Origin of the sequence: Paraburkholderia dipogonis (genome assembly GCF_042680985.1) — a bacterium.
Classification (GTDB): domain Bacteria; phylum Pseudomonadota; class Gammaproteobacteria; order Burkholderiales; family Burkholderiaceae; genus Paraburkholderia; species Paraburkholderia phytofirmans.
The window spans coordinates 212,938-231,223 of sequence record NZ_JBHUFR010000018.1 but is presented as its reverse complement, the minus strand read 5'-3'; the positions used below and the strand labels follow the sequence as shown (position 1 = coordinate 231,223).

Annotated in this window: 20 protein-coding genes (1 of these 20 cut by a window edge); 10 read left to right on the top strand and 10 right to left on the bottom strand. The window is 63.6% G+C overall.

The window, feature by feature from the left end:
* Positions 1-119 precede the first annotated feature (119 nt).
* The gene (locus ACFSNN_RS24680) at positions 120-608 is read left to right on the top strand and encodes an Lrp/AsnC ligand binding domain-containing protein (RefSeq protein ID WP_106309989.1); all 489 of its coding nucleotides are present in this window, start codon (positions 120-122) and stop codon (positions 606-608) included.
* A 99-nt stretch (positions 609-707) separates the two neighbouring features.
* On the top strand, positions 708-1,853 hold the full coding sequence (locus ACFSNN_RS24675) for a PA0069 family radical SAM protein (protein WP_134458138.1): 1,146 nt from the start codon (positions 708-710) through the stop codon (positions 1,851-1,853).
* Positions 1,854-1,869: 16 nt separating this feature from the next.
* On the opposite strand, the gene ACFSNN_RS24670 is transcribed toward ACFSNN_RS24675, so the two are convergent.
* Entirely contained in the window at positions 1,870-2,337 is a 468-nt protein-coding gene (locus tag ACFSNN_RS24670) for an NINE protein (protein WP_134458139.1), read from the bottom strand.
* A gap of 309 nt (positions 2,338-2,646) precedes the next feature.
* On the bottom strand, positions 2,647-3,834 hold the full coding sequence (locus ACFSNN_RS24665; protein ID WP_134458140.1) for a PQQ-dependent sugar dehydrogenase: 1,188 nt from the start codon (positions 3,832-3,834) through the stop codon (positions 2,647-2,649).
* A gap of 172 nt (positions 3,835-4,006) precedes the next feature.
* Here ACFSNN_RS24665 and rpsP point away from each other — a divergent pair, with 172 nt between their 5' ends.
* The 6 genes from rpsP to ACFSNN_RS24635 all read left to right on the top strand — a co-directional run bounded on the left by rpsP (position 4,007) and on the right by ACFSNN_RS24635 (position 8,330).
* A complete protein-coding gene (gene rpsP / locus ACFSNN_RS24660; RefSeq protein ID WP_007180912.1) occupies positions 4,007-4,261 on the top strand; it encodes a 30S ribosomal protein S16 in 255 nt (84 codons plus the stop codon).
* A 132-nt stretch (positions 4,262-4,393) separates the two neighbouring features.
* Positions 4,394-5,128 carry a ribosome maturation factor RimM gene (gene rimM, locus ACFSNN_RS24655; RefSeq protein WP_134458141.1) on the top strand — a complete coding sequence of 245 codons (735 nt, stop codon included), beginning with the start codon at positions 4,394-4,396 and terminating at the stop codon, positions 5,126-5,128.
* A gap of 25 nt (positions 5,129-5,153) precedes the next feature.
* Positions 5,154-5,921 carry a tRNA (guanosine(37)-N1)-methyltransferase TrmD gene (trmD, locus tag ACFSNN_RS24650; protein ID WP_134458142.1) on the top strand — a complete coding sequence of 256 codons (768 nt, stop codon included), beginning with the start codon at positions 5,154-5,156 and terminating at the stop codon, positions 5,919-5,921.
* Between the two features lie 145 nt (positions 5,922-6,066).
* A complete protein-coding gene (gene rplS / locus ACFSNN_RS24645; protein ID WP_012433948.1) occupies positions 6,067-6,456 on the top strand; it encodes a 50S ribosomal protein L19 in 390 nt (129 codons plus the stop codon).
* A gap of 93 nt (positions 6,457-6,549) precedes the next feature.
* On the top strand, positions 6,550-7,278 hold the full coding sequence (locus tag ACFSNN_RS24640; protein ID WP_134458143.1) for a CoA pyrophosphatase: 729 nt from the start codon (positions 6,550-6,552) through the stop codon (positions 7,276-7,278).
* Between the two features lie 113 nt (positions 7,279-7,391).
* On the top strand, positions 7,392-8,330 hold the full coding sequence (locus tag ACFSNN_RS24635; RefSeq protein WP_134458144.1) for a CobD/CbiB family protein: 939 nt from the start codon (positions 7,392-7,394) through the stop codon (positions 8,328-8,330).
* A gap of 199 nt (positions 8,331-8,529) precedes the next feature.
* Here ACFSNN_RS24635 and ACFSNN_RS24630 read toward each other — a convergent pair whose 3' ends face one another.
* From ACFSNN_RS24630 to ACFSNN_RS24620, 3 genes are read right to left on the bottom strand one after another with little or no spacing between them, the layout of a single operon-like run.
* A complete protein-coding gene (locus ACFSNN_RS24630) occupies positions 8,530-8,850 on the bottom strand; it encodes a putative signal transducing protein (protein WP_106309971.1) in 321 nt (106 codons plus the stop codon).
* 1 nt (position 8,851) lies between these two features.
* Complete coding sequence (gene rsgA, locus ACFSNN_RS24625) at positions 8,852-9,802, bottom strand: ribosome small subunit-dependent GTPase A (protein WP_012433944.1); 951 nt, start codon at positions 9,800-9,802, stop codon at positions 8,852-8,854.
* The gene (locus ACFSNN_RS24620) at positions 9,799-11,058 is read right to left on the bottom strand and encodes a M48 family metallopeptidase (protein WP_134458145.1); all 1,260 of its coding nucleotides are present in this window, start codon (positions 11,056-11,058) and stop codon (positions 9,799-9,801) included. Before ACFSNN_RS24620 ends, rsgA begins: the two co-directional genes overlap by 4 nt.
* Positions 11,059-11,204: 146 nt before the next feature.
* Here ACFSNN_RS24620 and orn point away from each other — a divergent pair, with 146 nt between their 5' ends.
* Positions 11,205-11,816, top strand: coding sequence for an oligoribonuclease (gene orn / locus ACFSNN_RS24615; protein ID WP_134458146.1), 612 nt, complete (start codon positions 11,205-11,207; stop codon positions 11,814-11,816).
* A 2-nt stretch (positions 11,817-11,818) separates the two neighbouring features.
* Here orn and mog read toward each other — a convergent pair whose 3' ends face one another.
* Positions 11,819-12,463 (bottom strand): molybdopterin adenylyltransferase, encoded by a 645-nt coding sequence (gene mog / locus ACFSNN_RS24610; RefSeq protein ID WP_134458148.1) that lies wholly within the window; start codon positions 12,461-12,463, stop codon positions 11,819-11,821.
* Positions 12,444-13,058 carry a ribosome biogenesis factor YjgA gene (gene yjgA, locus ACFSNN_RS24605; RefSeq protein ID WP_106310128.1) on the bottom strand — a complete coding sequence of 205 codons (615 nt, stop codon included), beginning with the start codon at positions 13,056-13,058 and terminating at the stop codon, positions 12,444-12,446. The genes mog and yjgA overlap by 20 nt, the downstream gene beginning before the upstream one ends.
* A gap of 316 nt (positions 13,059-13,374) precedes the next feature.
* On the opposite strand from yjgA, the gene pmbA reads away from it, so the two are divergent.
* Entirely contained in the window at positions 13,375-14,745 is a 1,371-nt protein-coding gene (gene pmbA, locus ACFSNN_RS24600; protein WP_012433939.1) for a metalloprotease PmbA, read from the top strand.
* 157 nt (positions 14,746-14,902) lie between these two features.
* On the opposite strand, the gene ACFSNN_RS24595 is transcribed toward pmbA, so the two are convergent.
* From ACFSNN_RS24595 to ACFSNN_RS24585, 3 genes are all read right to left on the bottom strand, one after another.
* On the bottom strand, positions 14,903-15,403 hold the full coding sequence (locus ACFSNN_RS24595) for a dihydrofolate reductase (protein ID WP_134458150.1): 501 nt from the start codon (positions 15,401-15,403) through the stop codon (positions 14,903-14,905).
* A 267-nt stretch (positions 15,404-15,670) separates the two neighbouring features.
* Entirely contained in the window at positions 15,671-17,242 is a 1,572-nt protein-coding gene (locus ACFSNN_RS24590) for a sigma-54 dependent transcriptional regulator (RefSeq protein WP_134458152.1), read from the bottom strand.
* 24 nt (positions 17,243-17,266) lie between these two features.
* Positions 17,267-18,286: the 3' portion of a hypothetical protein gene (locus tag ACFSNN_RS24585; protein ID WP_465263559.1), read on the bottom strand. 390 nt of this gene lie beyond the right edge of the window; only the last 1,020 of its 1,410 coding nucleotides appear in the window; the start codon falls outside the window, past its right edge; its stop codon occupies positions 17,267-17,269.

Below are 18,286 nucleotides of genomic sequence, written 5' to 3'. Positions count from 1 at the left end.
TTCGTTGGAATTCGTTCGATTAACGAGGTGTTTCGCGGATCGTCCAGTGTTAACCGCTATACTATTAACAGTCAGGCAGGTTTTGTTATTGTATTTTCAAGATTTTCAGCAAAAACACCATGCGTACACAGCGCCAGCCGGTCCGGGCCCTCGACAAACTCGATCGCAAGATCCTGCGGCTGCTGCAGCAGGACGGCCGCATGGCCATGAAAGATCTGGCCGAACAGGTGGGACTGTCGGTCACGCCGTGCATCGAGCGCGTCAAGCGTATGGAGCGCGACGGCGTGATCACCGGCTACCACGCGCGCGTGAATCCGGCGGAATTGGGCGCGGCGCTGCTGGTGTTCGTCGAGATCACGCTGGATCACAAGAGTGGCAACATGTTCGACCAGTTCCGCCGCGAGGTGCAGAAGATCCCCGAGGTGCTGGAATGTCACCTGGTGTCGGGCGATTTCGACTATCTGATCAAGGCGCGCATCGGTGAAATGGCCGATTACCGGAAGCTTCTGGGCGACATCCTGCTGCAGCTGCCCGGCGCGGTGCAGTCGAAAAGCTATGTCGTGATGGAGGAAATCAAGGAAACGCTGATGATTCCGGTAGGGGATTGAACGGCACGACGGCGCTCGGCGGGGGCTCGACAAACGGCGTAAACACTGTATATTTGTACAGGTGTTTTGCGCCGTTTTCTGTTTTTACGTGTTCCAGCCGTGACCGACTCCGACTCCCACTTCGTCAACGAATTTCCGATCGCGCCGCCCGCGCCTCGCAAGGGCCGTGGCGCGGTGACGAATCTGCAAGGCCGCTACGAAGTCGACCAGCGCGAAGCGGTGGACGACGGCTGGCTGTCGGCGCCGCAAGACGATGACGAGCCCAAGGTCTTGCGCACGCAGGTCTTCGAAGAACGGGCCAAGACCATTCTTACGCGCAACGCGTCGCCGGATATTCCGTTCAGCGTGTCGCTGAACCCGTATCGCGGCTGCGAGCACGGCTGCATTTATTGTTTCGCGCGGCCCACGCACGCTTATCTAGGGCTGTCGCCGGGGCTCGACTTCGAAAGTCGGATCTACGCCAAGATTAATGCGCCGGAATTGCTCGAGCGGGAATTGTCGAAGAAGTCCTACGTGCCGGAGCCGATCGCACTGGGCGTCAATACGGACGCCTGGCAGCCCGTCGAGCGTGACCTGCGGCTCACGCGCAGGGTGATCGAAGTGCTCAGCGAACGTCAGCATCCGTTTGCGGCGATCACCAAGTCGTCGCTGATCGAACGCGATCTCGATCTGCTGGCGCCCATGGCGGCGCGCGGGCAATTCATGGCGGCCATCACGATCACCACGCTGGACGCTGAGATCGCTCGCACGCTGGAACCGCGCGCCGCCACGCCGTCACGGCGGCTGCGCGCCATCCGCACGTTGAGCGAGGCGGGCATTCCGGTCGGCGTCAGCATCGCGCCGGTGATTCCGTTCGTCACCGAACCGGACATGGAGCGCGTGCTGGAAGCCTGCGCGGAGGCGGGTGCGAGCAACGCGAGCTACATCGTGCTGCGTCTGCCGTGGGAAGTCGCGCCGCTGTTCAAGGATTGGCTCGCGGCGCATTTTCCAGATCGTGCCGATCGGGTGATGAGTCGCGTGCGGGACATGCGGGGTGGGAAGGACTACGACTCGTCGTTCTCCACGCGCATGAAGGGCGAAGGCTTGTGGGCCGATCTGCTCAAACAGCGATTCCACAAGGCGGTGCGCCGTCTGGGCCTGAATCGGCGTGACCGCGGCATTCTGGATATGTCGCACTTTCGCCCGGCAGACGTGCCGCGTGCCGATAAACCGGCACGCGACGATCCTCAACTGAATCTTTTCTAGCGCGACGCGCAAAGGCTCATTGCGACAGCGCTTTGGCCGCCTGCACCTGGCTTTCGAAGTACGTCTGGAACGAAATGGCGAGGCCTGTCATCAGCAGGAAGGCGCCGATCAGCAGCGAAAAGATCACGACGAAAATGACCGTCCAGCCGGAGCGGCTTTTGCGCTGGGTCTGAGCGTTGAACTGCGCGTCCCACTTTTCGTCCGGACGCAGCCCGTAGACGATCGCGGCGAGAAACGCCGCGAGCAGCGAAACCGCGCCGGGAAAGGCCAGCGCCCAGCCGAGCATCGAAGACCGTTCGCTCGCTACCAGCAGCATGGCGCCCGGAATGCCGATCAGCGTGCCGATCACGTGTGCCCATCCGTAGATGTCGCGCATGCCGTACAGATAGAACCGGTGAGCGCCGAGGCTGCCGAAGAAGAACGCCAGTGCGGCGGTAATCGTCTTGGATCTGAAACGCGAGGAAGTCGAGACAAGGGTGGACATGTAGGCCAGAGCAGAGTGACAGGCGGTCGAAAGGAGCAACGCGCGGCGCGCGGACCGACGCGCATTCTACGCCCGCCACGGGCTGCCGGTCACGTGATGGGAGGCCGCGGCAGGGCCGAAGGCGCGCTCAGCCGCGGGGCGAAGGGTGGGTGGTTGCGGCGGCGGTGAAGCGGGCGATCATGGCAGCTTGGCGAGTGGTGCGAGAAGCGCCGGATCTGGTCGGACCGGCGGCGCGGGTGCCGGCGCGCGATTGACCGGCCAAGCCTTGGGAGCGCACGGCGTTTGACGCCGCTTGCCGCGGAAGGCGCCCTACGGCGCCGAATAAGTCACGCGATAGATAGCGCCGGCGTAGTCGTCGCTGATCAGCAGCGAGCCGTCGGGCAGCGGCAGCACGTCGGCCGGGCGTCCCCACTCGGTTTCGCCGGATTGGAGCCAGCCTTCGGCAAACACTTCCTGGCGGGCATTGCTGCCATCCGGGTCTGTAGTCACGTGCACGACGCGATAGCCGACCTTCTTGCTGCGATTCCACGAACCGTGCTCGGCGATAAAAATACTGTTCCGATACGCGGCCGGAAACATCGGGCCGTCGTAAAAGCGCATGCCGAGCGCCGCGACATGCGCGCCGAGTTTGACCGCGGGCGGTGTGAAAGCGCTGCACGGATGGTCCTTGCCGAACTCGGGGTCGGGTGTGTCGCCGCCATGGCAGTACGGAAAGCCGAAATCCATTCCGGAGCGTGGCGCGCGGTTGAGCTTGTCGTCCGGCACGTCGTCGCCGAGCAGGTCGCGGCCGTTATCCGTGAACCACAGATCATGCGTCACGGGGTGCCACGCGAAGCCGACCGAATTGCGGATGCCGTGCGCCACGACCTCGTAGTGACTGCCGTCCGGGTCCATGCGGCCGATCAACCCGAAGCGGTTCCGATCTTTCAGGCAGACATTGCAGGGCGCGCCTTGCGGCACGTAGAGCTTGCCGTCCGGGCCGAACGCGATGAATTTCCAGCCGTGGTGCGTCTCCGTGGGCAATGTGTCGATCACGACGACGGGTTTGGGCGGATCGTTCAGGTGAGTGTCGATCGCATCGAAGCGTACAATTTTCGATACCGCGGACACATAGAGCGCGCCATCGTGCCAAGCCACGCCCGCCGGCGTTTCCAGGCCGGAGGCGATCACGTGGCGGGCCGTCACGCGTCCGTTTTGCAATTCGAGCGCGTAGACGTGGCCGTCGAGGCTGCCTATATAGAGAACGCCTTTCGGCGAGAGAGTCATGGCTCGCGCGCTCGGCACGGCGTTCGACAAGACCTCGATATGGAAGCCCGGCGGCAGTTTGATGCGGTCCACCTGCAGCGCGGCGAGCGCAGGCAGGGCAGTGGCGGCGAGCAGCGCGGCCGTGCCTATGCGAAGGAGGGCCCGGCTTTGCAAATCGCGCGCCGAGGAGGCGAACCGTATGGCGGCGGTACAGAAAGCGCGTAAAAACACGATTGGCGGCAGGAGTTTCACGGGCGCTCCGTCAGGTAATTCGGGCGTTTCGACGCGGTTCCGGGCTCCCGCCCGTATGTCCGGCGCAACCCCGTCGCTCAGTTTATCCGGGTAAGTGTTTGTTATGGCGTTGGTTTCCCGCTATAATCGCGTGTTTCAGTCGTTCCGAACCCCGGTTTTCAAGGATTCTAGTATGGTCATCATCCGCTTGGCTCGTGGCGGCTCCAAGAAGCGCCCGTTCTACAACATCGTCGCAACCGATTCGCGTAACCGTCGTGACGGCCGCTTCATCGAGCGCGTTGGCTTCTACAACCCGGTCGCTACGAAGGGTGAATCCCTCCGTATCGCTCAGGACCGCCTGACGTACTGGCAAGGCGTTGGCGCACAACTGTCGCCGACCGTCGAGCGCCTCGTGAAGGAAGCTGCAAAGGCGCAGCCGGCTGCTTAATGGTAGCTAGCATGCGTATCGTCGTCGGTTCGACCGGCGGCTCGCGCGGTGTGCGTGAGCAGTCCGATGCGCGAGTTGTTTTGCTGAAGCAGGCGTCGAAGCTGGCAGCGAGGTTCTCTTCGAGGTGTTCTTATGTCTGAGCGTGATTCCGGCAGTTCAGGTCGCGTAAAGGCAGTAGCAGCAGCCCCGCGCGCGAAGACGTCTGGTCAGGCGCCGTTCGGTGCATTCGTCCGCAAGCCGGTCGAAAAAGCCGAAGGCAGGGCGAAAGCCCAAGTTGCTAACGCCGGTTCCGGTGCGGCAGAAATGCGCACGGAAACGGTGGAAAGCTGGCCGGCCGATGCGGTCGAGGTCGGCGCAATCGTCGACGCTTACGGCCTTAAAGGCTGGGTCAAGGTGGCCGCGCACGCGGATGCCGGCCACGGTGGCGATGCGTTGCTGAGCGCGAAGCGCTGGTGGCTGATCAAAGGCCAGGAGCGCAAATCGGCGCCGTCGTTGCAGGCGAAAATGCATAGCGACAGCGTGGTTGCCCATCTGGGCGGCGTCACTGACCGCGATGTGGCTCTGGCACTGCGCGGCTCCCGCGTCTATATCAGCCGCAGCGAATTTCCGGCTCTCGAAGCCGACGAATTCTACTGGGTCGACCTGCTCGGCCTGGATGTGGTGAACGTTGCCGGGGTCAATCTCGGCAAGGTTGCAGACATGATCGACAACGGTGCGCACTCGGTGTTGCGCATCGAATACCCGGCTACCGACAAAAGCGGCAAGCCGGTCACCGGCGAGCGTTTGATCCCGTTCGTCGGCGTCTTTGTCAAAACGGTGGACCAGGCGGCGAAGCAGATCACTGTCGACTGGGAAGCCGATTACTAAATAATTTCGCTGAATGGAGAGGGCGATGCAGTTCGATGTCGTTACGCTCTTTCCTGACATGTTTCGCGCGCTGACCGACTGGGGTATCACCAGCCGGGCGGCGAAGCAGGAGCGCTACGGGTTGCGTACGTGGAATCCGCGCGATTTCACGACCGACAACTACCGCACGATCGACGATCGCCCATATGGCGGCGGCCCCGGCATGGTGATGCTGGCCAAACCGCTGGAAGACGCGATCGGCGCGGCGAAAGCGGCGCAGGCGGAGCAGGGTATCAGCGCGTCGCGTGTCGTGATGATGTCGCCGCAAGGTGCCACGTTGAATCACGACCGCGTCATGCAGTTTGCTGCAGAACCCGGGCTGATCCTGTTGTGCGGGCGCTATGAAGCGATCGATCAGCGTTTGCTCGACCGTGTCGTCGACGAAGAAGTCAGCCTGGGCGACTTCGTGCTGTCGGGCGGCGAACTGCCGGCCATGGCCTTGATGGACGCTGTGGTGCGTCAGTTGCCCGGCGTGCTCAACGACTCGCAGTCGGCGGTGCAGGATAGTTTTGTCGACGTGCTGCTGGATTGCCCGCATTACACGCGTCCCGAGGAATACGACGGCGTGCGCGTGCCTGATGTGCTGCTCGGTGGCCATCATGCGGAGATCGAAGCGTGGCGCCGGCGTGAAGCCTTGCGTAACACGTCGAACAAACGGCCCGATCTGATCGTGAAGGCCAGAAAGAACAAGATGTTGAGCCGTGCCGACGAGGCATGGCTTGCGAGTCTCGCAAAGGAAGAGTCGAAGGCGTAAAGCCTTCGGTCTTTCGAGCGGACATTAGGCGGCGCCGCGCATGCGTGCACGGCGCCAGATGTGAACCCATCCTCTATCGGGGCCGTAGCCAAGTGTTTTCACGAGGCAGGTACGAACGCCGACAAGATGGACCTAGGAGTCAGTGATGAATCTGATTGCAATACTCGAGCAGGAAGAAATCGGCCGCGCCCTCGGCGAGAAGACCATCCCCGAATTCGCCCCCGGCGATACGGTGATCGTCAGCGTGAACGTGGTCGAAGGTACGCGTAAGCGTGTTCAGGCTTACGAAGGCGTCGTGATCGCCAAGCGTAACCGTGGTCTGAATTCGTCGTTCATCGTCCGCAAGATTTCGTCGGGCGAAGGCGTCGAGCGTACGTTCCAGACGTACTCGCCGCTGCTGGCAAGCATCGTCGTGAAGCGTCGTGGCGATGTGCGTCGTGCGAAGCTGTACTACCTGCGCGACCGTTCGGGCAAGTCGGCCCGGATCAAGGAAAAGCTGGTCGCGAAGAAAGACCGCGCTGCTCCGGAAGCGTAAAAGCTGTAAGAAAAAGCACCCCTCGCGGGTGCTTTTTTGTTTGCCAGGTCAAAATAGCGGCATGTCCCCTATCCGCTCATTTCGAGAGACCCGTTGACCCGCCCCGTCTTTGAGCCTGAAACCTTGCCTGTCGAAGCAACAGGCACCGATCTGCCGCCGGTGGCAGGCGACCGTCTCACGCCTGACGGCCTGCGCGCGCGCTTCGAGCAACGCCTGGCCTGGACCCCCGAACTCGTCGTCGATGCGCCCTGGCGCGATACGCATGCCGATCCGCGAGTCGCGGCGGTGCTGGTGCCGCTGGTGGTCCGCGAACACGGCCTGACCGTGCTGCTGACTCAGCGTGCCGACCATCTGAACGATCATGCAGGCCAGGTGAGCTTTCCCGGCGGCCGTCATGAACCCTTTGACCCCGACGCGACGGCCACCGCGCTGCGGGAAGCGGAGGAGGAGGTCGGTCTCGATCCATCGCGTGTGGAAATTCTGGGCGCGTTGCCCGACTACCTGACGGGCACCGGTTTTCGCGTGACGCCGGTGATCGGCCTCGTGCATCCGCCGTTCACGGTAAAGGCGGACGCGCTCGAAGTGGCCGAAGTCTTCGAGGTGCCGCTCGCCTTTCTGATGAACCCCGTGCACCACGAAGTCCGCGTGTTCCGCTATGAAGGCGGCGAACGGCGCTTTTTCGCGATGCCGTATCCGCGCGCCGCATTGGCTGAGGCCGATCCTGAAGTTGACGAGAGCAGCAGCGAAGTCGGCAGCCACTATTTCATCTGGGGCGCGACGGCCGCCATGCTGCGCAACTTCTATCGCTTCCTCGCGGCATGAGCCGCATGGACTGTGCAGTTGTCAGGTGTTTGTCGAGGTCCGCGCTCAGTGGCATCCGACCCTGTGCTATCGTTATAAAACAATCGTAAAACTCGAAAAGCACGGCGCACCGCATGACTTTTTTCTCCGTATTGCTGGCTCTAATCATTGAACAGGTACGCGCGCTGTCGCCGAACAATCCGGTGTCCGCGTTGCTTCAATACCATGCGGAGTCGGCGGCGCACGGATTCGATGCCGGCAAGCCGAGGCACGGCTTGCTCGCCTGGCTCGTGGTGGTGGTGCCGTGGACGCTGGTCGTTGCGCTCGTCTATTACGTGCTGTATCACATTCACTTTGCGCTGGCGTTCCTGTGGAACGTCGCGGTGCTGTATTTCACGCTGGGCTTCCGCCAGTTCAGCCACTATTTCACGGACATCCACCTCGCGTTGAATAACGACGACGTGCCGCGCGCGCGAGAGATCCTGAACGAATGGACCGGGCTCGATACGGTCGACATGCCTGTCAGCGAGATCGTGCGTCACACGCTGATTCATGCGGTGGTCGCTTCGCATCGGCACGTGTTCGGCGTGTTCTTCTGGTTCCTGATTCCGGTCGGTCCGGCGGGTGCGGTGCTGTATCGGATCGCCGAATACCTGGCGCGCACGTGGGCGCGGCCGGTCGACGATCGCACTGTCGCGTTTTCGAGCTTTGCGCAGCGTGCTTTCTTCGTGATCGACTGGGTGCCGGCGCGGCTGACGTCGCTGGGCTTTGCGATCGTCGGTAATTTTGAAGACGCGATTTATGCATGGCGCAACCATGCGCGCCAATGGCCGGACGCGAACGACGGCGTGTTGCTGGCCGCGGGCAGCGGCGCCTTGGGCGCACGTCTGAGCGGGCCGCTGGCTGAACCATCGAGCCTCGACGCGCTCGCCACTGGTGACGGCGGCCCGATGCAGGTCGGCGACGACTGCACGCCGCGCACGCTGCAATCGGCCGTGGGCCTGGTGTGGCGCGCGGTGGTGCTGTGGATGATTTTGCTGCTGATGCTGACGATCGCGGTGTGGCTCGCTTGACGCCATCAAGCTAGCGCTATTTGCTGTAGAGAAACAAAGCCGCGCGCCGGTATCAGTCCGCCGACAAACCCTACGCTTCGAAGAAACGTAGGGTTTTGTTTTTAAGCGCCGGAAATCGCATCGTGGAGTGCATCGCCCACGGCCTTTTCCATTCGTGCCGCGACACCGTACGCAATGCACCGGTCAGCGATAAGCCGCTTCACCCGTCCAGTGGATCGCGTGCCGTCCCACACTGCCAGCAAACCGTAAACTGCGCCTCGAGCGCCTCGCCGCACTGACGGCACTTCCACCCAGGCGACCCCGCCGCCGGTCCATGCGAAGCTGCGTCGATCAACCTCCGCGCCATCGCCTCATCACGTTCATCGACGAGCCAAAGTTCCGGCGAGCACTGATCCGCCGGAATATCACCGAGCGCGCCGTTCAGATAACGGTTGTGCAACTCGCAAGCAATGCCAGCGGTAGCCAGCACGTTGACCCAATGCTGTCCGATGATGAGATTCGGCGCGCGCATCAGTTTCATGTCAGCGGACGATCTGGCTGGCTTCGTGCACGAGTTGCGCATACAGCGCATGCCGTTCGCGGCGGATGCGTCCATCGGCCACGGCTTCGAGAATCGCGCAACCGGGTTCCTGCAAATGATGGCAGTTGTAAAACCGGCAGTTCGGCAGCAGCGGCCGGAACTCCGGAAACGCGCGCTCGAGCCGGCCTTCGGTCAAATGATGCAGGCCGAATTCCTGGAAGCCCGGCGAGTCGATCAACGCGCCGCCTTCGCCGTCCGCGCTATCAGGCAGCGGATAGAGACGCGTGAAGGTCGTCGTATGGCGCCCGCTGTTCAATGCGGTCGAAATCTCGCGCGTGGCGACCTCGGCATCGGGAATCAACAGATTGACGAGCGTCGATTTGCCCATGCCGGATTGGCCGAGCAGCAGCGTCGAATGGCCCTGCAGATGTTCGATCAACGCTGCGCGCGCGGCCTCGGGTTGCATCTTGATCGACACTTCCACGACCGTATAACCCAGCGCGCGGTACGGCTCGAGCCGCTTGCGCGCGCCTTCGAGCGCATCGGTGACGTCGGTCTTGTTCAGCACGATCAGCGGCTTCAACTCGTTCGCCTCTGCCGCGACGAGCGCGCGCCCGAGCAGGTCTTCGCTGAAATGCGGTTCGGTGGCCAACACGACCAACAGCTGATCGAGGTTGGCAGCGAACAGCTTGGACTTGTACTGATCTGAGCGATACAGCAGATTGCGCCGTTCACCGATCTCGACGATCACGCCTTGATCCGCCGAAGCCAGCTCATAAACCACGCGATCGCCGACGGCCACCTCGCTGCGCTTGCCGCGCGGGAAGCACTGGAGCATGGCGCCGCCGTCATCCGGCGCGACCAGATAGTGGCGGCCATGCGCGGCCACCACGAGGCCGCCTACGCGCGTGCTGGAGGGCGCGCGCGGCGCTTTCGGGGAGCGGCCGCTCATGCGTGCCGCAGCAAGCGGTCGATCCGCTGCGATGCCGGCGGATGCGAGTAGTAGAACGCGGTGTAGAGCGGGTCGGGCGTCAGAGTCGACGCGTTGTCCTCGTACAGTTTGACGAGCGCGTTGACGAGGTCTTGCGCATCGGTCTGCGTCGCCGCAAACGCGTCGGCTTCGAACTCGTGCTTGCGCGAGCTGAGACTGCCCAGCGGCGTCACGAAAAACAGGAACACCGGCAGCGCGAGGAAGAACAGCACCAGCGCGAGGCCGCTATTGCCGCCGATCAGCGAGGGCCGCACGCCCAGCCCTTCATAGAACCACACGCACTGCGTAAGCCAGCCGAGCAGGGCGAGCATTGCGAGACTGATCGCGAACGTGACGAGCATGCGCTTGATGACGTGACGGCGCTTGAAGTGGCCGAGTTCATGCGCGAGCACGGCTTCGATCTCGTTGCCCGACAGACGCGCGAGCAGTGTGTCGAAGAACACGATCCGCTTGGCCGCGCCGAAGCCGGTGAAGTAGGCGTTGCCGTGCGCCGAACGGCGGCTGCCGTCCATCACGAAGAGGCCCTTGGCAGCGAAGCCGCAGCGCTGCATCAGCGCCTCGATGCGGCTTTTCAGCGCTTCGTCCTTGAGCGGCTCGAACTTGTTGAAAAGCGGCGCGATAAACGACGGATACAGCACCAGCACGAGCATCTGGAACGCGACCCAGACGATCCACGTCCACAGCCACCACAGACTGCCGGCCTGGTTCATTAGCCACAGCACGACGAACAGCAGCGGCAGGCCGAAAGCGGCGCCAAGCAGCACGCCCTTGATCCGGTCGACGAAGAAAATGCCCTTGCTCATGCGGTTGAAGCCGAAGCGCTGCTCGACCACGAACTGCCGGTAGTAGTCGAACGGCAGGTCGATCACGCTGGTGATCGCGATCACCGCGGCGACCAGCGCGATCTGGCCGATGTAACCGCGGCCGAGCCAGTCGGAGATGCCGAGATCGAGCGCCTGCACGCCGCCGAGCAGCGTGAGCCCGATCAGCACGGCCGCGCTGACGACGATTTCGATCATGGTCAGACGCGTGCGCTCGACCGTGTAGTCGGCGGCGCGCTGGTGCGCGGTGAGCGCGATGGTGCCGACGAACTGGCTCGGCACCTGCTCGCGATGGCCGGCCACGAAGCGGATTTGCCGCGACGCGAGCCACAGTTTGGTGCCGACCATCGCCACGACGGCGACGACGAACAGAACGGTGAAGTACAGGGTAGGCATCCGGGGATTCCGTGGTATCTATGCGAGAATTATATGTTTCTTCCCGCCGCGCGGCGGGAACACGCTTAAACCAATCTCAAACGAACCAGCGCCGTGGCAGGCGGGCTTGCAGAGCCGCTGTTTGCCCGGCCATCAGGGCTGCCTTCATGACTGACATCCTCGCATCCACCGAACAGCCGCCGCTCGTGCGCAGCGATATGAATCTCGTCTGGCTGGACATGGAAATGACTGGGCTCGAGCCCGATTCCGACCGCATCATCGAAATCGCGGTGGTGGTGACGAATTCGACGCTCGACAGGCTGGTCGAAGGTCCGGTTCTGGCGATTCATCAGAGCGACGAGACGCTCGCCAAAATGGATCAGTGGAATCAGAACACGCATGGCCGCTCGGGACTGATCGACCGCGTGAAGGCGTCTACAGTCAGCGAGGCCGATGCCACCGAACAGATTCGCGATTTCCTGAGCGTTTTCGTGCCACCCGGCAAATCGCCGATGTGCGGCAACTCGATCTGCCAGGACCGCCGCTTCATGGCGCGCTGGATGCCGGATCTGGAACGCTTCTTCCACTACCGCAATCTCGACGTCAGCACGCTGAAGGAACTGTGCCGCCGCTGGCAGCCGGCCATCTACAAGGGCTTCCAGAAGCGCGCGATGCACACGGCGCTGGCCGATATCCACGAGTCGATCGACGAACTGAAGTACTACCGCGAGCACTTCCTGATTCCGTCGGCGCCGGATGCCGCTAACGGCGCGCAATAAAGCTAAGCCGGCCGGGGCGCGCGCTGCGCGTTCTTCGGCCGGAACGCCTTCACCACGTCGGCGTTGGTTTCCACGTACGGTCCGCCGATCAGGTCGATACAGTACGGCACCGCGGCGAAAATGCCCGGCACCTTCACCGCGCCGCCTGCTTCGGCGTCGCGCAAACCTTCCAGCGTTTCCTTGATCGACTTCGGCTGACCCGGCAGATTGATGATCAACGCCGCGTGCTCCGCCGTTTCGCGAATCACCGCGACCTGGCGCGACAGAATCGCGGTCGGCACGAAATTCAGGCTGATCTGCCGCATCTGCTCGCCGAAACCCGGCATTTCCTTGGTGGCGACCGCAAGCGTCGCCTCGGGCGTCACGTCACGGCGCGACGGGCCAGTGCCGCCGGTGGTCAGCACCAGATCGCAGCCCACTTCGTCGACCAGTTCGGTCAGCGTGGCGGAAATGGTTGGCGCGTCGTCCTGAATCAGGCGCGTGACCACTTGCCACGGCGAGCTCAGCGCCGCGCCGAGCCACTCCTGCAAGGCCGGAATGCCCTTGTCCTCGTACACGCCGGTGGACGCACGGTCGCTGATCGACACGAGGCCGATCACGATTTCGTCGGGGTGCTTGCGTACCGCCTTAGGCGTCGCGGTCGTCATCGTCGTCTTCGTCCAGGGCGTTGTCGGCGTCGGAATCGGTTTGCGCGGACGGTCCGTCCGCGTTCTTGATCCACTGGAACAGTTCGCGGAAGTAGCGCGGCGGCTTGCTCTGCTGCGCTTCCTTGCGGGCGTTGCGGATCAGCGTGCGGCCTTGCTGCGGGTCGGCGTTCGGGTGCTGGCGGATGAAATCGGTCAGCGCGGCGTCGTCAGCGAGCAGTTTTTCGCGGGTGCGCTCGATCCAGTGAAGCTTGGCAGTTTCCGCCTTGTTGACGCCGTTATAGGTGTCGAGCGCGGTGCGCAGCGCGGCGGTTTCCTCGTCCAGCAGCGAGCGCATCACGCGGCCGACATATTGCACCTGGCGGCGTTTGCCTTCGTGGTCGGTGATGCGGCGCGCTTCGCGCACGGCGTCGTCGAGCTTTTCGGGCATCGGCATGCGCTTGAGCGCGTCTTTGGGCAGCGCGATCAGCGCCGAGCCCAGTTCCTGCAGCTCGTGCATTTCGCGCTTGAGCTGGGACTTGCTGGGACGGTCGTAGCCGTTCTCGTCGACTTCCGGCTCGGCGGATTCGATAGGTTGAATGCGGGTTTTGCGTGTCATGCCGATATTGTAACGTGCCGCGCCCGCCGAACCCGCGGTGCCGCCGCGCGCAAGATCTCGTACATGGCAAAGCGATGACAACGCGGCGCCGCGGGCGGCGCCTGGCCGACGCGACGCGAGGCGCCGCGAATGCCAGGTACGGCGTCGCGTACCTTGCTATGATCGCGGGATAGGTAACGGAGACACGCGCCGGACACACGCGCCAGACACATGCGCAGGCGTCTGGCATCGGCGTGACCGGTGCGAACACAGCGAATACAGCGAACATAGCGAACCCACCCAGGGCCGCTCGGCCCCGAACAGGACGGCAACGACAATGGCAGCAGACATGGACGTCAAGCAGCGCTTCTTTCCGCACACCCAGGATGAACTGAAGGAAATCGCCTCGGACATCCTTCGTCACGCGAAGTCGCTCGGGGGAACCGATGCGGCGACCGAGATTTCCGAAGGCGACGGCCTGTCCGTCTCCGTGCGGCGCGGCGAAGTCGAGACGATCGAACACAACCGCGACAAGATGGTCGGCGTGACGGTGTTCATCGGCAACAAGCGCGGCAATGCGAGCACTTCGGACTTTTCATCGCAGGCGTTGAAGGACACGGTCGCGGCGGCCTACAACATCGCCCGCTTCACGGCGGAAGACGACTGCGCGGGTCTTGCTGAAGCCGAACTGCTGGAAACGGCGCCGCGCGACCTCGATCTTTATCACCCGTGGAATCTGTCCGCGGACGAAGCGGTGGAAATTGCCCGCCGCGCGGAAGACGCCGCATTCGCGACCGATCCGCAGATCAAGAATTCGGAAGGCGCGAGCGTCTCGGCGCAGCACTCGCAGTTCGTACTGGCCACCTCGCGCGGCTTCCTGGCGGGCTATCCGTACTCGCGTCACTACATTGCGTGCGCGCCGATCGCCGGCAGCGCCCGCAACATGCAGCGCGACGACTGGTACACGTCCACTCGCAGTGCGGAAGAACTCGCCGATCCGGAAGCGGTCGGCCGTTACGCGGCGCAACGCGCGCTGGCGCGCATCGGCGCGCGCGGTCTGGATACGCGCAAGGTGCCGGTGCTGTTCGAAGCGCCGCTCGCCGCGGGCATTCTCGGCGCATTCGTGCAGGCCACAAGCGGCGGCGCGCTGTATCGCAAGACCTCGTTCCTCGTCGACAGTCTCGGCAAGCCGGTGTTCGCGCCGCACGTGCAAGTGGTCGAAGACCCGCATATCGCGCGCGCCATGGGCAGCGCGCCGTTCGACGAAGAAGGCGTGCGTACCAAACAGCGTTCGGTGGTGAAAGACGGCGTGGTGGAAGGCTATTTCCTGTCCACGTACTCGGCGCGCAAGCTCGGCATGCAGACCACGGGCAATGCCGGCGGCTCGCACAACCTGTCGCTGCGCAGCTCGAACACGCGTCCCGAAGACGACTTCGAAGAAATGCTGCGCAAGCTCGGCACGGGCCTGTTGCTGACCGAACTGATGGGGCAGGGCGTGAACTACGTGACGGGCGATTATTCGCGCGGCGCGTCGGGCTTCTGGGTCGAGAACGGCAAGATCCAGTACCCGGTCGAGGAGATCACGGTGGCGAGCACGCTGCAGGAGATGTTCCACCACATCGTCGCGATCGGCGCGGATACGATCACGCGCGGCACCAAGCAGACCGGCTCGGTGCTGATCGAACGGATGACGATCGCGGGGCAGTAAGTGGGTTTAGCCGCTGTCCGGTTGCGGTTTCAGTTGGCCCGTAAAAAGCAGAACGCCACGCAAGTCACTGCGTGGCGTTTTTTTATGCATGATCGGGAAGCCAGCGCCGACCGTTTGCTTTGCGCGCCGGCGTTGGCGTCTCAAGCCAAAAAACCTTTTAAGCACCTTTGCGCTTATACGTCACGAACGCGTAGTCGAAATCGTTCGGCGCATCCGCGCGATGCGTTTCATGCGCGACTTCTTCCCACTCGTTTTCGTCGAGCGCCGGGAATGTGGCGTCGCCGTCGAAGTCGGCGGAAATCTCGGTGATGATCAGCTTGTCCGCCTGCCGCAAACCTTCCGCATACAACTGCGCGCCACCGATCAGAAACGCTTCCGGCGCCTGGTCCTGAGCGGCGAGCTTGAGCGCGTCTTCGAGCGTGGTGGCCGCGTCGCAGCCCTGGAAACGCCGCGTGGCATCCCGTGTCACGACAATGTTGCGGCGTCCCGGCAAAGGCCGGCCGATCGACTCGTGCGTCTTGCGTCCCATGATGATGGGCGCGCCCATGGTGGTGCGCTTGAAGAACGCGAGGTCTTCGGGAAGTCGCCAGGGCAACTGGTTATCGCGGCCGATCACGCCATTGTTGGCGCGAGCGACGATCAGGGTGAGCGTCGTCATCGAATGGAAAGGGGAACGTAACCGGACTGATTCTACCTGACGCGCAGGTTCGGACCGCGGCGGCGGGTTTCGGTGCGTGGCCGCGCAGCCGGCCGGGACGCGTCCGGCCAAGCCATGCGCTATCCGCAGCGCGGCTGCGCGATCTCGCTGCGTGACAGGCACCACGCGCACCACGCGCACCACGCGGCATCACGCAGCGTCACGCAGCGTCACGCAGCGTCACGCCGCTTCACGAGACCCCACCGATCGCATCCAACGCACGCCGCCTCATACCGGCGCGCCATCGGCCGCGCCGAACGCCGCCTTCTCGTCGGCGGCGCTCAATTCGCGCAAACCATGCTGGCCCATCAAGCGATACAGCGTCACACGCGAAATACTCAGATCCGCCGCTGCCTCGTTCAGCCGATGACGATGACGCAGCAGCGCCGCTTCGATCGCGCGCTTCTCGGCGGCCTCGCGCGCTTGCGTGAGCGTCATGGTCTGCTGCGCGGTGAAGTGCGCGAGATCGAGGTCGTCGGCGGAAATCAGCTTGTTCTCCGCCATCACGATCGCGCGGCGCACGCGGTTGATCAGCTCGCGCACGTTGCCGGGCCAGTTGTAGTTATAGAGCGCCTCGATCGCGGACGGCGTGAAGCCGCGGATCTTGCGCGCGCTGTCGGTCTTGAACTTGTGCAGAATGTGCTGCGCGAGAATTTCGATGTCCTTGCCGCGCGCGCGCAGCGGCGGCTCGTCCACTCGCAGCACGCAGAGCCGGTGAAACAGGTCGGCGCGGAACTGGCCGTCACGCATCGCGCCTTCCAGATCGACGTGGGTGGCGGAAATGATCCGCACGTCGACGGGAATCGATTCGCGTCCGCCGAGCCGCTCGATCTTGCCTTCCTGCAAAAAGCGCAACAGGCTCGCCTGGCTTTCGAGCGGCAGATCGCCGATTTCGTCGAGCAGCAGCGTGCCGCCGTCGGCGGCCTCGACGCGGCCGATCTTGCGCTGATTCGCGCCGGTAAATGCGCCGCGCTCATAGCCGAACAATTCGGATTGGAGCAGATGGTGCGGAATCGCGCCGCAGTTGATCGCGATGAACGGCGCCTTGCGGCGGGGCGAACGCTCGTGAATCGCGAGCGCGGTCAGCTCCTTGCCGGTGCCCGACTCGCCGGAGATGAACACGCTCGCGTCGGTGTTCGCCACCTTGCGGATGGTGCGAAAGAGCTGCTGCATGGCTTCGCAGGTGCCGACCATTTCCTCGTCGCCCGACTCGCTCGCGGGCGGCGCGAGTTCGGGATCGCACAGCGTCACCATGCCGTATGCGTGGCCGACCAGATAGTCGATCGTGGCGTTGGCCACCGGCACCTTGACGAAGTCGAAACAGTAGTGGCGCACGAGGCGCCGCACCACCGGATCGTTGAGCCGTTCGCTGGTGGCAAGCGCGATCCAGCCGACCTGCTGCTGGCGCAAGCTCGCTTCGAGTCTGGCGAGGTCGCGCGGCGGAAAGCTCGCCAGATCGACGATGCCGGCGCAGGCCATATCGGGTTTCACCAGCCGGCCGAGTTCGTGCGCCGAACGCGCCGCCAGGACGTGCCAACCACGGCTTTTCAGATGCGCGATCAACGTATCGTCCGGCGTGCGCGCCACGTAAAGCAGCAGGCGCTCGACGCCGGCATTGGCCACCGCGGCCGACGGCGCCGCGCCGCCTATCGTCGACACTGCCGCCGAAGGCCGGCCTGTCGCGACATCGGCGGGACAGCCCGCCGCCGTCTCGTTCGGCAGCGCCCGTGCCCGCTGCGCCCCCGATCCCGCTCCGGCGGCGGCCGGAGCAACACTGGTCAGATGAGGTGATTCACGCACGTTCGACCTCGTTTCGTTGACACGTCAGAATGTGTAGGGAAACCGCATGCCGACCACGAAGTTCGGCGCGTCGGGCGTCAAGCCCACGGAGACCGAGCCGTTGATGGTCAGATGCTTGTTCACGACGTGGTTCAGGCCAAAATTCAGCGCCGCGGCGGTCGTCTCGCTGCCCGGCACTTTTTCGTATGAGCCCCCGGGGGCGCGCGTCTTCGATTCGGGTGCGAGCGCCATCGTGTAGGAGATGCTGGCCGAGTCCTTGTCGGAGAATGCGAGCGCCACGCCGCCGCCGAACTGCACGATGTCGCCGAGCTTGACGGTGGCCGGCTGGGTTTGCCCCTGCACGGAGGAGATATCCGCGAACGAGCGCGCGACGTTGTAGGTATAAGAGAGGCTGCCGAACAGCACCACCGGGTCATAGGTCTTCAACAGCGAAACGCCGGCCGTGATGTTCCAGAAGCCCGTGCCGGTGGGCAGCTTGCCCGGCGCCACCAGATTGGTGTTGTTGGCGTCCAGCTGCACCAGCTTCTCGCCGAAAGGCGAGGTGCCGGTCGGCGCCTTGATGCGCAGGCTGCCGACCACGTCCGGCAGGCTGTTGGTCTCTTTCAGGAACTGGTAGTAGATCCCGAAGTTGACGTCGCCGATATTGCTGCCGTTCACCGAGGCATCCGACATCGTGCTCGCCGCTCCGCCCGCTCCGCCCACAATGAAGTTGCTATGCCGGTAGATGTACGGCACGTCGACGTCGACACTCATGCGGTCGGTCAGGCCGTAGCGCGTATCGAGATCCGCCATCACCTGGTGCGACTTGGTCTCGCCCAGGTTGATGTTGCCGAGGAAAATCGCGTCGAGCGCGAGGAAGCCCGACAACTGCAACTGGCGGCGATCGTAGTAGGTGTCGCTGATGCCCCAGTCCATTGTCAGCTTGTGGTCGAAGAGCGGAGCATGTTCGCGCTGCACGACCGCTTCTTCGGCCTGCGTGCGCACCGGCTCGGCCGCTTTCTGCGTCTGGCCGACCGCGCCGCTGCCGTCGCTCGCCGGCGGCAG